We start from the raw sequence: 14,516 nt of genomic DNA on the forward strand, positions 1-14,516 counted from the left end.
GGTCAGTTCGTGTTGGCGCGCTAGCGCGATGAAGGCTTAGCCCTCCATACCCTTCTTGTAGCCTACCGCCGTGTAGTCCACGGTCTCAAACTGCGCGGAGCCAATATTCACGAGGCCTTCCTTCAGGCCGGTGATGTTCGGCGTCGCATAGAACGGGAGAACCGTGTAGCTCGAAGCGACCTGCTTCGAGTACTCGTTCGCGATTTCGCGGCGCTTGTCCTTATCCAGCTCGGTCTGGAGGCGCTTGTTGATCTCGTTGAGCTTCTCATCCTTGAAGCCGGTGTAGTTCTGGTTCGAATCCGGCAGGTACGTGTTCGAGCTCGACAGCTCCGCGAGGAGGGTGCCTACCCAGCTGAACGTCACGAAGTCGAAGCTCTGCTTGAGAACGTAGTCAGTGAAGTACTTGTCGCTCGGAACCGTCTTGAGATCGACCTTGAAACCGGCCTGGTTGAGGTTCGTCATCACCTGACGTGCGCGATCCTCGTTCGACTTCGTCTCTGCGGGAATGACGATCGAGAACTTGAGCGGCTTGCCGTCCTTCTCGTACACGTCGCCCTTGAGCTCGTAGCCGGCGTCTTCGAGGATCTTCTTGGCCTTGTCGATCTCAGCATCGCCCGAAAGATCGCCGTCGAACGAATCCTCGTAGCCCTCCTGGCCAGGCATGTAGACGTAGTTGTCCTTGAGAACGATGGGCGCCTCGAGCGGTTCAACGACGGAACGGCCCACGGCGTTGCGGTCCACGGCGGCGAAGATTGCCTTGCGCACCTCGACGTCTTGGAGCACTCCGCCACCACCGTTGACGTTCATCGTGAGGTGGGTCCAGGTGAGACCGTTCGAGCGCTGGATCTGTGCGCCCTTACGGCCCTTCGCCTGGCCAAGCGTGTCGCCGTCGGCGATGTCAATGATGTCGATCTCGCCGTTCGCGAACGACTGCGGCATGTTCTGCTGAGTCGTGACCTTGAAAATCACCTTCTCAAGCTTCGGGGCGCGGCCCCACCACTTGTCATTGCGTTCCAACGTGACGACGCCGCCGTTGCGGTCGATGTTCGTGATCGTGAACGGGCCGCAGCCCGGAACCGGGTCATTTACGTAGCCGGTGTTGAAGGCTTGCGGCGTCTCGAATAGCGCCTTCGGACCCGAGGGATAGGTGAAGCTCAACCAGTCGGGGAACGCAGTCTTGTACTCGATCTCTGCCGTGAAGTCGTCCTTCGCGCGGATCTCCTTGATCGAATCCCAGCCCTGCGTGGTGACGGCCGAAAATTCCTCGTTTTCGCCGTTGCAGGCCTTCCACTCGGCGATGAGATCGTTCACCGTCACGGGAGAACCGTCGTTGTCCCACACGGCCTTCTTGTTGAACTTCACGGTGACGATCTGGGGATCCTCGCTCGTGATTTCAGCCGACTCGACGTAGTCGGGATTCGGGCTCATCTCGCCCTTCTCGTTCGCCTTGATATTGGCGCCAAAGCCCTTCCATTTCGAGACTTGCGTCGTCGACACTTCGTTGCCGTCGATGTGGCTGGGGTTCCAGTTCGCGGGGATCTGACCGATCGCGATCATAAGCGTGCCGCCGTCGGCAACCTGCTCATAATCGAGTCGCTCCCACGCGGTCGAGGGAAGCTTCTCTGCCTCCTTCGCAGCGGCATCATTCTTCTTCTTGTTCTCGTTTTTCTGCTCCTCGGCGCTCTTCTGCGAGCAACCGGCCACGGCGGCAGCCACACCGGTGATTGCCGTGCCTTGGAGGAAAAGTCGGCGAGTACTCGTGATCTTCATGGTTATCTCACTTCCTGTGGGAAGCCGCGGCCTGTTTAAGGGAAAAGGGGGTTATGGTACGCGGCAAAATTTTTCTACTGGTCGTCCACTAGACGCCAGGTCTCCTCGGCATGATGGCATTCCACGCGGGAGGCTCCGACCTGCGTGCCCTGAGGATCCGCAGTTCGGCACAGGTTCTGCTGCTCTTCGCTAAGCATCCCGATCAGGGGGCAACGCGAAGCAAAATTGCAGCCGATGATCTCTTCAGTGGGGCTTGGTTGATCCCCTTCAAGAAGAACTCGCGTACGGGCGCGCTCAAGCTTAGGGTCCGGAACCGGAACCGCGGACATGAGAGCACGCGTGTAGGGATGCTTCGGGTTCTCAAAGACATCCTGGACGGGGCCGTATTCAACGATGCGACCCAGATACATGACCGCGATGTGATCGGCGATCTCGCGCACAATGGCGAGGTCGTGAGCAACAAAGAGGTAGCTCAAGCCGAGTTCGTCACGGAGATCCTCGAGCAGGTTGATCACGCCAGCCTGGACCGATACGTCCAGGGCAGAGACGGGTTCATCGAGCACGAGAAGCTTGGGTTCGGTGATGAGCGCACGCGCAATGCCGATGCGCTGGCGCTGACCGCCCGAAAATTCGTGGGGATAGCGGTCTGCCATCTCCGGGTCGAGCCCAACGCGCTCTAGGAGTTCGTAGACGCGCTTGTAGCGTTCGTCTTTCGGCACCTTGTGCACGGTGAGGGGCTCGGCAATGATGTCGCCCACGGGCATGCGCGGGTCGACCGCAGCCATCGGATCCTGGAAGACGATCTGGACGTCCTTACGCAGGGCGAGGCGTTCCTTCTTGTTCTTGAGGGTCGAGACGTCGACGCCACTCACCTCGAGGGTTCCGTGCTGCGGCGCGACGAGCTCGAGGATTTCGAGGCTCGTCGTGGTCTTGCCCGAACCGGATTCGCCCACAAGACCGAGGGTCTGGCCCGGCTTGATCTCAAACGACACGTTGTCCACGGCCTTGACGACGCCAACCTGGCGACGGAACACAGCGCCCTTGTAGAGCGGGAAGTGGCGCTGGATCTCGGTCGCCTTGACGATGGGCTTGTCGTTCTCGTGGCTCTTGACCGCGCGCTCCACGTGCGGGGGGCGGGGGAAGATGTCCGACGGTTTCAGCGTCCCCGCCGCAATTTCCTTCGCGCGGTGACACGCGACCTGTCGATCGCCGTCGCCGACGTGGGTCATAAGTTCGGGTTCTTCGGTGCGGCACAGCTCGATCGCGGCCGGGCAACGGTCAGCGAACGGGCACCCGGGCTTGAGATTGGCAAGGCTAGGCGGGCGACCTTCGAGCGGAACCAGGCGGTCCTTGCCAGCCGTCAGCATGTTCGGGACGGAGCGAAGCAGACCCATGGTGTACGGCATGTGAGGCTCGGCGAAAATTTCGTCAACGCCGCCTTTTTCCACGAGCTTGCCCGCGTACATCACGGCAACGCGATCCACGTTACCGGCGACGACGCCGAGGTCGTGGGTAATGAGCACGACGGCGGCCCCCGTCACCTCCTTGGCCTTTTGAAGGACCTCGAGGATCTGCGCCTGAATCGTCACGTCGAGGGCGGTCGTCGGCTCGTCAGCGATGATGAGCTGCGGGTCGTTCGCCATCGCAATCGCGATCATCGCGCGCTGGCGCATGCCGCCCGAGAACTCGTGCGGGAAGGCCTTCACACGGCGCTCGGCTGCGGGAATTCCCACGATCTTCAGAAGCTCGATCGAGCGCGCACGCAGTGCCTGCGAACTCATATTCGAGTTGTGCAGCGTGAGGGCCTCTTCGATCTGCTGGCCGATCGTATAGACCGGCGTGAGAGCACTCAGGGGATCCTGGAAGATCATCGAGATCTCGCGACCGCGAAGGTCGGAAAGCTGGCGGTCACTCTTGCGCAGGAGCGACTCTCCGCGGTAGGTGATTTCGCCCGTGATCTTCGCCGAGGTGGGAAGAAGGCCCATGACGGCCATCGAGCTGACGGATTTACCCGAGCCCGATTCACCGACGATACCGAGGAACTCGCCCTCGTTGACGTGGTAGTTCACGCCGCGCACGGCGCGAACATCGCCATTGGCGTTCGGGAAGGTGACCGTGAGGTCTTGGACGGAAAGAAGTGGTTCAGGCACGGTTGACCTCGCTCGTGGGATCGATTGCGTCGCGGAGTGCGTCACCGAGCAAGTTCACCGAGGTAAGCAGGGCGACGAGGAAGGCTGCGGGAATCACGAATAGCCACCAGCGGGTAAGAACCGCATTCTGGCCGTTCGCAATGAGCGTTCCAAGGGAGACGTCCGGCGGCTGAATGCCGAGGCCGAAGAAGCTCAGCGACGTTTCGGACAGGATTGCGCCGCTCACGCCGAGCGCCGCATCGATGATGAGAAGCGAGGCAACGTTCGGGATGATGTGGCGCGCGAGGATCGTGGTCGTGCCAACGCCCATGTAGCGCGCAGCCTTCACGTATTCGCGGTCTTTGAGGGACTTGGTCTGGTTCTTCACGATCTGCGCCATCACCATCCAGCCGAAGCCCGCGATGGCGACGACGATGACGATCCAGCTCACGTTCGACAGAAGCGGCGAAATGATCATGAGCACGTAGAACACGGGGAGCACGAGCAGGAGGTTAATGATCCAGTTGACGACGGTCTCAAGCTTGCCGCCGATGTAACCGGCGAGCGAGCCCACGAACGCCGCAATGAGCGTCGCGGCGGGCGCAGCAAGGAGACCGATCAAGAGCGACTTGCGAAGCGCTTCAACCATCGAGGCGTAGAGATCCACGCCAATCGAGTCCGTACCGAACCAGTGCTGCCCGCTAGGCGGGGAGTTGTAGCTGTAAGCATCGGTCTCGCCGAGCTCGTACACATTCGGAATGTTGCCGAAGAGCGCGAACAGAACGATCGCGCCAAGAACGATCGCGCCAATCCAGAAGTTTGGCTTGCGCTTGAGGCGACGCCACACGAGCGCCCAGCGCGAAAGAGGCTTCTTTTGCGCTTTTTCCGCCTTTCGGCGGCGCTTGCCCTTCGGATCCGTCGCTGCGCTGTCCGCGAGTTCTTCTGTCGCGGGAACGGCTTCGGGAAGCTCGGTAGCTTCGTTGACGGGGGGAATCGGGTTGCTGGAGCTCATGGCGTCACACCCTCACTCGCGGATCAAGCGCCGCGTAAAGAACTTCGGAAAGCATCGAGGAGAACAGAATCACGATCGACGTGAAGCACACGTTGCCCGCAAGGGCGTTGACGTCGGATTGCTGAACCGCGTTGATGCCGTACTGGCCCATGCCCGCCCACGAGAAGATCATTTCGAGGAACGCGGCGCCCGCGACGAGCGTGCCGAAGGAGTAGGCGAAGTACGTCGACATGGGGATGAGTGCTACGCGCACACCGTGCTTGACGAGAGCGTGATTACGGGTTGCGCCCTTCGAGCGGGCCGTGCGAATGAAGTCGCTTCCGAGGACGTCAAGCATGATCGAGCGCTGGTAGCGCGAGTACCCGGCTGCACCGAAGGCGGCGAGGACGATGGTGGGAAGGATCAGGTGGTTGACACTGTCGAGGAAAGCGGTCATTCCACCCTGCGCGTGATACGTGGGGGTGTACGAGCCGCTGAAGCGAATGAGCTGCGTGCCGAGTGCTTGGTTAAGCTTCGTGGCCACAACCATGAGTAGAAGACCGCCCACGAAGGTCGGGGTCGAAATCAGCACGTACGAGGCATACGAGACAACCTGGTCTGAAAGCTTGTACTGGCGAACAGCGCCCCACACGCCGAGGATGACGCCGATAAGGGCCCCGAGAATTGCGCCAGCGATCAGGAGGCGCAGCGAAACGCCGGCGCGCATCGCCATCTGATCGATGACCCACTGTCCCGAGATGTCCTTGCCGAGCTTCTGGCTCCACGGCTTTACAACGATGTTCGAGAGCCACGTCCAGGTGCGCTGAAGGATCGGCACCTTGTCATTCATGTTCAACTCGTTGAGCGCCGCGTCGATTGAGGCCTCGGGAATTGGAGGATTCTGATTGAGCCAACGTCGGCGCGGATAGAAGAAGCTGCCGGCAGCGATGTAGGCGAACACGGTTGCCACAACGGTGAGGAACGCGTAGTTCACGAAACGGCGAAGGAGGTACTTTGTCACGAGAGTGCTCCGATCAGAGCGGTGAAACGCTCGCTGACTTCCCATGCACTCTGTGCGCGGCGCGAGGGGGCTGCGACGCGGCAGGCGCTGAGGGGGGTGGATATAAGGGTCACGCGTGCTTTCCTTATTTGCAGTCGGCGCCCGGGGGCGACGGGATCGGGTGCGTCCGGGGCGGGCGCGGGGATGCTCCAGAATAGGGCAGTTCAACGACCGTGGAGACGCTGACCGTATTGTGAACAGCGGCGTCACGGAAAGGTCATGAACTATTCACGGAACGGTTGAACTGTACCTCATGTGAGGTGGTTCACCGGACCATTGTGAAGGATTTTTCTACGCCTCCTTTGTTCAAGTCAAACTGTGAGACTAAAAAACATGGTTAATTATGCAGTCGGTGATTCGCCTCGAGAGCTTAGTGGTACCGATTATAGGCGCTACTCCCGGCACCTCAATCTCCCGGGTTTCACGCTGGAGACGCAGCAAAAGCTGAGGCAGGCCCGGGTTGTGGTCGTTGGGGCGGGGGGTCTTGGAGCGCCTATCCTGCAATATCTAGCCGCCGCTGGCGTTGGTCACATTACCGTTGCGGACCCTGATCGAGTGGATATTTCCAACCTGCAGCGGCAAGTTATACATCCGGAGTCCGCCGTCGGAACGCTGAAGACCTCTTCCGCCGCAGCGGCCGTCCGCGCACTCAACCCCACCGTCGACGTACGGGAAGTGCCCGAAGCGCTGACGCCGATCAATGTGCTTCAAGTTCTCGAGGGTCACGACCTTGTTCTTGACGGCACCGACAATTTCCCTACTCGCTACCTCGTGTCCGACGCCTGCGAAATCCTCAACCTGCCTCTGATCTGGGGGTCGATCCTTGCGTTCGACGGGCAAGTGGCTGCGTTCTATGGCGATTCAGGCCGTGGCGTCACCTATAGGGATGTCCACCCTCGCCCCCCGAAGCCAGGCGAGGTCCCTAGCTGCAGTGAGGCGGGGGTGCTGGGTCCGCTCGTAGGCGTCATCGGTTCAACAATGGCGATGGAGGCCCTCAAGGTCCTCACCGGTCTCGGCACTCCGCTCTATGGGCGCATTCAGCTCTATAGCGCACTGACCGGCGACTGGACGCGCATCGACGTTGCCCGTCGTCCGGGCCGCGCGCCCGTCACCGAACTCGAAGACCTCGTGGAAACGTGTGGTTTCCCCGCGGTCGAGTCACCCGGGGCGGCGCCGGTGCACGGGGAAGTCCTCTCGCCAGCTCAGGCGCGGCGTGAGGCTGCCTCCGGCCGGCTCCTTATCGACATCCGCGAAGAATCGGAAGCTGCGGCGGGCATGCTGCCTCATGCCGTCAATATCCCGCGGGCCGAACTCATGGAATTTGCGCGAGGGGAGAGAGTGGCCGTCGGGCCGCTTCGAAGCGTCGATGAGCTGTCCGGCGCGATTGTGCACTGCGCGGGAGGGGCGCGTTCGGCGGCGGTGCAGGCCGAGCTTGCAGCGCTTGGGATCGAAGTGGCCGACATGGCGGGCGGCTACCTTGCTGCAACCCTGGGTGATTAGTGGTGTTGTGGCTATGGAGGTGAGGGGTGCTGGCGTGGCTCGTGCTCCCCATCCTTTCGCCACTGCCTTCTTGTTGCTCCCCATCCGTTCGCCGCAGCCTTCCTGCCTGTAGCCCCGCTCCTGCCTCTCTTCCGCTTCCCGCCCCCTTCTTCTGGCCTAGAAAACTAACCCCAACGTTTGTGGGGGTATTCGCCGCGATACCGCCACAAACGTTGGGTACAGATTCGGGGTCTTGGGCCGCGGCGACCTGAACCATCGGAAGTTATCCACAATTTGGCAGGGGCGCTTTTTCGCAAGGCCGCCGGCGGCAAGACTTGCCGTATGAATCGACCTCCCTTGCCGCTGCCAAAGAAGCTTCCTCCGGTGTTTGTTTCGCGTGACCTCGCTGATCACGGGATCAGTCGAGACCGACTTCGACGAAGCGACATCGCGACCCTCGGCCCCGGCCTATATGCCGACAGGAACCGGGACTTCACCGAGCCTGAACTTGCCCGGGCGCTTTGCGCGAAGTACTCGCACCTGGTGCTTTCGGGGGTGAATGCGGCGCGGGTGCATGAGATGCCGCTTCCGCCCCAGCTCTCGACGTGGGACCCCGCGGCGCCCATGAGCTTCACGACGTCGCTGAAGGACGCGCGGCCACATCCCATGATTGACCTGCATTTTTCACGGGTTGAACCGCACGAAGTGCGCACTCTCCGGCGCGGGAACCACACGCTGCAAATCCTGTCTCGCGTGCGCACCTGGCTCGATCTCGCGTCGATCGTTCCGCTCGATTACCTCGTGGCCGCCGGTGATGCACTCGTACGCGTGCCTCGCCCGAACCTCGAGATCGGGCGAACTGGAGCCTACGCAACCCTCGCAGAATTGGAGGCAGCAGTCGCCGCCTACCCAGGCCTTCCCGGAATTTGTCGTGCGCGAAAGGCACTCGAACTTATCAGGGTGGGCTCCGATTCCGCACAGGAGAGTCGTGCACGGCTCGCAATGGTCTTCGCGGGGCTCAAAGAGCCGCGTCTCAATGTCCCAATTCTCGACGAGCATGGGCGCATTGTGTGCTCGCCAGATTTCTTTTGGGAAAGGGAGCGGGTTGTGGGGGAGTACGACGGTGACTACCACCGCACGCTCGACGCGATCGAGCGGGATCGCGCAAAGGACTTCGTGTACGCGGATCGCGGTCTCGAGGTGTTTCGTCTCCATATCCGTGACCTGCCGCTACTTCCGCTCAACGCCCCCGATGATGTGGTGATGAGGGCACTCGGGAATTCCCGCGCGGCAGCGGTTGCACAGAGGGCACTGAGGCGTAGGACGAGAATTGCGTGCGGCCCGACGCGGTCATAGCAACGGTCGAGCAAGGTGGACAGGGACCGAATGGGAATCTGTACCCAACGTTTGTGGCGGTATAGCGCCGAAAAGCGCCACAAACGTTGGGGTTAGTTTCCTAGAGCAAGGAGAGGGCCCGGAGGCGACGCAGAGGGGTGCCGGAGTGGGGGCGGAGGGGTACCAGAGAGGCTGCGGAGAGGCCTCGCCTGGAAGGCTGCGGAGACCCTGCCTGGAGCGAGACAGAGACCCCGCCCGGTGGGGCTGCGGCTCCGGGGAAGCCGTGAAAGGGACGACCCTCAGCCGCCCGCGAATGGCGGCAGCACGTCCACCCTGATAGTGCCGCCCTCGCTCGCGACGAGGCGCGCCTTCGGGTCGTTCTCGCTCACCGCATTCACGAGGAAGCTGCAGCGGCCAAGTACCTCACCGGCGTCGGGCCCCGCCTCCGAAATGGCGCCTGACCGCAGCGCTTCGAGCAGGTCCCCGAGGGTCGTCCCTTCGAACTCGACCCGTTGCTCGCTTGTGCCGAAGGCGTGGGCCGCGCCGGCAAAAAAGCGAACGTCGGCGGTGGTTTTTTCAGTCATGCGTCTATCCTCCAATGGCGCTCATGGGCCGCTCGGGTTGAACAAAGTCGCTGCGTTCCATGCCGTGACCGACCTGCTTCCCCCATTGGGCGGCGCGCCAACGATCGGCGATAGCTTCGTCACTCGCGCCGGAACGCATGAGGCCGAGGAGGTCCGTCTCGGTGTGCGAGAACAGGCACGTGCGCACGCGGCCCTCGGCGGTAAGGCGCGTGCGGGTGCAGTCCGCGCAGAACGAGCGGGTAACGGAGGCGATGATTCCGACGGTTCCGAGCGCCTCAGTGCCCGGCCGCTCGCACGCTTCGACGAACGGCTCGCCGGGCGGTGGCGGTAGAACCCGCCGCACCGCGCGTGTGTCGGCGGGGTCGATGCCGCGATCCTTGAGCGCCTTGGCGATCGTGCCCGGCGCTCCCGGGCCCGCGACGCCTTCTCGCGGCCACACATCGAATTTTTCGGCGGGCGCCCCGCCGCGCACCTCGCGCACGGGGTGCAGAACGTAGTAGGGGCTGAGCAGCTGCCACACGTCGTCGGCGGTCACCATGCGCTCGCGGTTCCAGCGGCCGGCGCCATCGAGTGGCATGTATTCGATGAAGCGCAGTTCGAGGCCGCGCTCGAGGCACCACGCGAGGAGCTCGGCCGCTTCGTGCTCGTTCGCGCCGGGTTGGAGAACGGCGTTGATTTTGATGGGACTCAGCCCGGCTGCGCGTGCGGCCTCGATGCCCTCGAGGACGCGGTGGAGGAACGGGCGGCGAGTCATTGCCTCAAACGTTTCGGAATGCGCCGAATCAAGCGAAATGTTGATGCGGTCAAGGCCCGCAGCCACCAGTCCTTCGGCGCGTTTTTCGAGGCCGATCGCGTTGGTCGTGAGCGAGATGTCGGGCCGGGGATCGAGGGCGGCGACTTCGGCGATGATGTCGGCGAGGTCGTTTCGCGTGAGCGGCTCGCCGCCCGTGAAACGCACTTCCCGGATTCCGAGCTCCTCCACGCCGATGCGGACGAACCGCGCGACCTCTTCGACGCTCATGAGCTGCGGTTTCTTGAGGAATTGGAGGCCGGCCTCGGGCATGCAGTAGGTGCAGCGGAGGTTGCAGAAATCCGTGAGGGAGATGCGCAGGTCGCGCGCCGTACGCCCGAAGGTGTCGATGAGCGCGCCCGTTGCGGGGCGCCCTTCGGTCGAGGGCGCTTCCTCGATGGGGTCCATGGCGCGGGGCTTCGGCATCCCGAGATCGATCGACATGCTCTCCTTTACGGGGAACGACAAAGAGGTGTCACACCAGCTTAGGGGACTTTCGCGCGCTACCCTAGAGGCCCTGGCCACACGAGGAAGGAACACCACCGTGGAGCAAGACTCGCGCCTCGCGCCTGGTCGCATCCCTCTCGCCGAGCACCGGCGGAGCCTTCGGGAGCTCATGGGCGCCGTGCTGGATTCGCCACACGCCCCGGGCGTGGCAACCGTCGGCCTCGAACGTGCCCGAGGCCGCACCCTCTCCCGAGACGTGACCTCGCCCGTGAATGTGCCTCCCGTCGCAAACTCGCAGATGGACGGCTTCGCGCTCAACGTTGAAAGCCTCGCCCCAACCCCCGACGGTGCCCCGATTACGCTTCCGCTCGGCCCTCTCATCGCGGCGGGCGACGAGCCCTCGACGCTCGAGCCGGGATCGGCTCGCCCCATCATGACGGGCGCCCCCATCCCCGCGGGCGCGAACGCCGTGATCCCCGTCGAAGAGACCGCGGTCGGCCGTTTTGCTCAGCGGACGAAAGAAGAATCCGACGTCGGCCAGCAACCGTCGGACCTCACGTTTACCCTTGCCCCCGAGCACCGCACCGAGGGGTGTTTCGTGCGCCCCGCGGGAAGCGACACCGAGTGCGGCGACGTTGTCGCGCGGGCGGGCCAGGTGCTGACTGCGCGCCTGATCGGGCACCTCGCTTCTGTTGGCGTGGCCGAAGTGGAGGTGCGCGAGCGGCTGCGCGCCGTTGTCGTCTCGACGGGAACTGAAGTGCGCGAGCCGGGGGAGCCGGAGCCGGATGACTGGCGCATTTTTGATGCGAACTCCTTCCTCGTGTCCGCGGCGCTTGAAGACGCGGGGATCGAGGTGTGCGCCAGGCTTCGCGTTCCGGATGATCCGCGTGCGCTTCTCGATGACGTGGGTGCGGCATGCGAGAGTGCCCGGGCGCATCTTGTCGTGTCGACCGGCGGGGTGAGTGCGGGGGCCGTCGAGCCGATTCGCCAGGCGGCCCAGATGGCAGCCTCGCCGCTGCGCCTCGCGTTTGACAAGGTGGCGATGCAGCCGGGAGGGCCGCAAGGACTCGGGATGCTCGCGGCGGAGCATGGCGAGGTCGCGTGGATCGCGCTACCCGGCAACCCGGTTTCGGCGTACGTGAGCCTCGAGATGTTCGTTCGCGACGCCCTCGCAGCACCGCCGCGCGCGCGTGTGCACCTGCCGGTGCGCACACAAACCGGCGCGAGCGAGCCTTCCCCGGAGGGGCTCGTGCAGGTGCGGCGGGCCCGGCTCAACGCTGACTCAACTGTGAAGCTCGTGGGCGGCCCCGGTTCGCATCTCGTGGGCGCGCTCGCCCTGAGCGATGCGCTCGTGCTTATTCCCCCGGAGGTCACGCGCGTGGCCGACGGCGACATTCATGAGGTGATGATTCTTCGATGACCAGTGTCAACAGTGGCGATAGCAGCCCCCTTACGCACGTGCGCTCCGACGGTTCGAGCCACATGGTCGATGTGTCGAGCAAAGCCGTCACGACCCGCGAAGCTGTCGCGAGCGCGACCCTGACGAGCCGCGCCGACGTGATCGACCGGGTTCTCGCGGGCGAGCTGCCGAAGGGGGAGGCGCTCAGCGTCGCCCGAGTTGCGGGCATCATGGCGGCCAAGCGCACACACGAGCTGATCCCGCTGTGCCACCCGCTTCCCATTACCAAGGTCACCGTGGACTTCGCGCGGATCGCTCCCGAGGCGATCGAGGTTCGCGCGCGCGTCAAGACCGAGGGGAAGACTGGCGTCGAAATGGAAGCACTCACGGCGGCGAGCGTTGCGGCGCTCACGGTGTACGACATGGTGAAGGCCGTCGATCACCTCGCGGTAATCGGCGACGTCAAGGTTCTCGCGAAGTCCGGGGGTAAGAGCGGCGATTGGGACCGTAACGTCGCGAGCGGCGACAAGGGCGGTGCGCGGTGAAGTGTGTGGGGGAGCGCGGTTGGTCGGCGTGCGTGATCGTCGCCTCGACGCGCGCGGCTCGCGGCGAATACGAAGACCTCACGGGACCCGTGCTCTCCGCGTGGCTTGAACGGTGCGGCTTTCGCGGGTGTGGCGTCACGGTGGTTCCGGATGGGCCCGACGTTGGCCGCGCCCTTGCAGATGTCATCGCCTCGGGAGTGGATCTCGCGATCACGACGGGAGGCACCGGCCTCACGCCGAGCGATGTCACGCCGGAACAAACTCGCCCCCACCTCACGCGAGAGATCCCCGGGATTGCGGAAGCTTTGCGACTCAAGGGGCGCGAATCGACGCCGTACGCGGTAGTGAGCAGGGGGCTTGCCGGTTTCGCCGGTCGCACTCTCGTGGTGAATCTGCCCGGCTCCCGTGGTGGAGTGAAGGACGGTATGGCGGTGCTCGAGCCCATTGTCGAGCACGTCCTGCGCCAGCGCGATGGGGGAGGTCACGAATGAGCGAGGGGAAAGACGTGAAAGCAGTGCAGGATGAGCGCGACCCGCGCCTCGGCGGCGTCGAGGACCGCGTGCGTCACGCGAGCGTGAGTGGCGAGCCGGTCGCCGTCGCTGACATGGTCCGTTGTGTCGAGGATCGGCGCTGCGGCGCGCTCGTGACCTTCGACGGACTCGTGCGCGACCACGATGAGGGGCGCGGGGTTGTGCGTCTCGCCTACGAGGCGCACCCGAGCGCGAGCGAGGTCATGGCCAATGTGGTGCGCACGATCGCCGAGCGCTACCCGGATGTGCTCGTCGCCGCAAGCCACCGCCACGGTGCTCTTGAGGTGGGCGATTCGGCGCTCGTTGCTGCGGTCGCAGCTCCCCACCGGGCGCGTGCATTCGAGGCGTGTGCGGATCTCGTGGATGAGGTGAAGGCGCGCGTTCCGATTTGGAAGGACCAGTATTTTTCCGACGGTACCCACGAGTGGGTCGCCGCGATCGGCTGAGGAGCGTTTCGATCTTAGGTTTTGGGGCATGAATAAACGCCCGGCGCTGCTGCGCTCGTAGGAGCGGCGCGCGGGGCGTTCGGTAGGTGAGGTTGGGGGATTTAGCGGCCGAGACCGAGGGTTGTCGAGCCCTGGCTGCTCCGGGCCTGTGCGATTGCCGCGAAGTCGCCGCCAAGTCGGTTCTTGTGAACCGTGTTGTGTCTTTCGACGTCCTGTCCAACCATGTGATCGGCGAGGTTTTCGAAGGTCTTGAAGATTGAGCGGATGATGGTCATTTTGGGTGTGTCCTCACTACCGGTGGTACCTAATTTGTGCGCGAAAAGTGGCGGTAGAGCGCTCTCCACCGCTGGTTTCTCACGTGTTTCAATCTTATGAAGTGGACACAAAGTCGCGCTAGGGTGGACCGTGTGATATGGAACCCGGGTTCCGGTATGCCGGATATGTGACGTAGGAGCCGCGGGCTTATGGGACCTAGGCCCCGTTTTGACCCGAATCCCACCCACCTGAATTGCATAGGAGTTGTGGGGGTTTGCGCTCCGCGTAAAGCTGGCACTCAGCTTTGACGAGTGCTAACGGGCACACTAGTCTTGATCCGTTGGCAGTCTCAGCGTGAGAGTGCCAAAGGTGCGCCGGGTTGCTCGGCACCGCGACGACGAGCATCCCACCGTGGCACACCCGTCAACTTCACATTGATTAAAGAAGGAGTGAGGTCGCATGTCGGTCTCCATTAAGCCCCTCGAGGACCGTGTCGTCGTCCGCCCGCTCGAAGCCGAGCAGGTGACTGCTTCGGGCCTGATCATCCCCGACACTGCCAAGGAAAAGCCCCAGGAGGGCGAGGTCGTCGCCGTTGGCGAAGGCCGCTTCGACGACAAGGGTGCTCGCATCCCCATGGACGTCAAGGTTGGTGACAAGGTCGTCTTCTCGAAGTACGGCGGCACCGAGCTGAAGTACGGCTCCGAGGAATACCTCGTTCTGAGCCAGCGCGACGTTCTCGCAATCATCGAAGGCTGA

General features: G+C 63.3%; 14 protein-coding genes. 7 read left to right on the forward strand and 7 right to left on the reverse strand.

Going from position 1 to position 14,516, the window contains the following annotated elements:
• Window positions 1–36 precede the first annotated feature (36 nt).
• The 4 genes from FXY94_RS04735 to FXY94_RS04750 form a co-directional block, all read right to left on the reverse strand.
• Window positions 37–1,770, reverse strand: coding sequence for an ABC transporter family substrate-binding protein (locus FXY94_RS04735; protein ID WP_016663880.1), 1,734 nt, complete (start codon window positions 1,768–1,770; stop codon window positions 37–39).
• A gap of 74 nt (window positions 1,771–1,844) precedes the next feature.
• Entirely contained in the window at window positions 1,845–3,920 is a 2,076-nt protein-coding gene (locus FXY94_RS04740) for a dipeptide ABC transporter ATP-binding protein (RefSeq protein WP_016663881.1), read from the reverse strand.
• Window positions 3,913–4,911 carry an ABC transporter permease gene (locus FXY94_RS04745; RefSeq protein WP_016663882.1) on the reverse strand — a complete coding sequence of 333 codons (999 nt, stop codon included), beginning with the start codon at window positions 4,909–4,911 and terminating at the stop codon, window positions 3,913–3,915. The genes FXY94_RS04740 and FXY94_RS04745 overlap by 8 nt, the downstream gene beginning before the upstream one ends.
• A gap of 4 nt (window positions 4,912–4,915) precedes the next feature.
• Complete coding sequence (locus tag FXY94_RS04750) at window positions 4,916–5,911, reverse strand: ABC transporter permease (protein ID WP_016663883.1); 996 nt, start codon at window positions 5,909–5,911, stop codon at window positions 4,916–4,918.
• A gap of 372 nt (window positions 5,912–6,283) precedes the next feature.
• On the opposite strand from FXY94_RS04750, the gene FXY94_RS04755 reads away from it, so the two are divergent.
• The gene (locus FXY94_RS04755) at window positions 6,284–7,450 is read left to right on the forward strand and encodes a ThiF family adenylyltransferase (protein ID WP_016663885.1); all 1,167 of its coding nucleotides are present in this window, start codon (window positions 6,284–6,286) and stop codon (window positions 7,448–7,450) included.
• Window positions 7,451–7,771: 321 nt separating this feature from the next.
• Entirely contained in the window at window positions 7,772–8,785 is a 1,014-nt protein-coding gene (locus FXY94_RS04760; protein WP_147594890.1) for a PDDEXK family nuclease, read from the forward strand.
• A 278-nt stretch (window positions 8,786–9,063) separates the two neighbouring features.
• On the opposite strand, the gene FXY94_RS04765 is transcribed toward FXY94_RS04760, so the two are convergent.
• A complete protein-coding gene (locus FXY94_RS04765) occupies window positions 9,064–9,348 on the reverse strand; it encodes a MoaD/ThiS family protein (RefSeq protein WP_016663887.1) in 285 nt (94 codons plus the stop codon).
• Between the two features lie 4 nt (window positions 9,349–9,352).
• A complete protein-coding gene (locus FXY94_RS04770; protein ID WP_016663888.1) occupies window positions 9,353–10,582 on the reverse strand; it encodes a GTP 3',8-cyclase MoaA in 1,230 nt (409 codons plus the stop codon).
• Between the two features lie 100 nt (window positions 10,583–10,682).
• On the opposite strand from FXY94_RS04770, the gene FXY94_RS04775 reads away from it, so the two are divergent.
• From FXY94_RS04775 to FXY94_RS04790, 4 genes are read left to right on the forward strand one after another with little or no spacing between them, the layout of a single operon-like run.
• Window positions 10,683–12,005, forward strand: coding sequence for a molybdopterin molybdotransferase MoeA (locus tag FXY94_RS04775; protein WP_016663889.1), 1,323 nt, complete (start codon window positions 10,683–10,685; stop codon window positions 12,003–12,005).
• Entirely contained in the window at window positions 12,002–12,529 is a 528-nt protein-coding gene (moaC, locus tag FXY94_RS04780; RefSeq protein ID WP_016663890.1) for a cyclic pyranopterin monophosphate synthase MoaC, read from the forward strand. The genes FXY94_RS04775 and moaC overlap by 4 nt, the downstream gene beginning before the upstream one ends.
• Entirely contained in the window at window positions 12,526–13,020 is a 495-nt protein-coding gene (locus FXY94_RS04785) for a MogA/MoaB family molybdenum cofactor biosynthesis protein (RefSeq protein ID WP_016663891.1), read from the forward strand. The genes moaC and FXY94_RS04785 overlap by 4 nt, the downstream gene beginning before the upstream one ends.
• A complete protein-coding gene (locus FXY94_RS04790) occupies window positions 13,017–13,505 on the forward strand; it encodes a molybdenum cofactor biosynthesis protein MoaE (protein ID WP_016663892.1) in 489 nt (162 codons plus the stop codon). The genes FXY94_RS04785 and FXY94_RS04790 overlap by 4 nt, the downstream gene beginning before the upstream one ends.
• 101 nt (window positions 13,506–13,606) lie before the next feature.
• Here the strand turns inward: FXY94_RS04790 and FXY94_RS10800 are convergent, their stop codons facing one another.
• Complete coding sequence (locus FXY94_RS10800; protein WP_016663893.1) at window positions 13,607–13,780, reverse strand: hypothetical protein; 174 nt, start codon at window positions 13,778–13,780, stop codon at window positions 13,607–13,609.
• A gap of 439 nt (window positions 13,781–14,219) precedes the next feature.
• On the opposite strand from FXY94_RS10800, the gene groES reads away from it, so the two are divergent.
• Window positions 14,220–14,516, forward strand: coding sequence for a co-chaperone GroES (gene groES, locus FXY94_RS04795; RefSeq protein ID WP_016663894.1), 297 nt, complete (start codon window positions 14,220–14,222; stop codon window positions 14,514–14,516).

It is taken from the genome of Dermabacter jinjuensis, assembly GCF_902381725.1.
Lineage (GTDB): Bacteria > Actinomycetota > Actinomycetes > Actinomycetales > Dermabacteraceae > Dermabacter > Dermabacter hominis.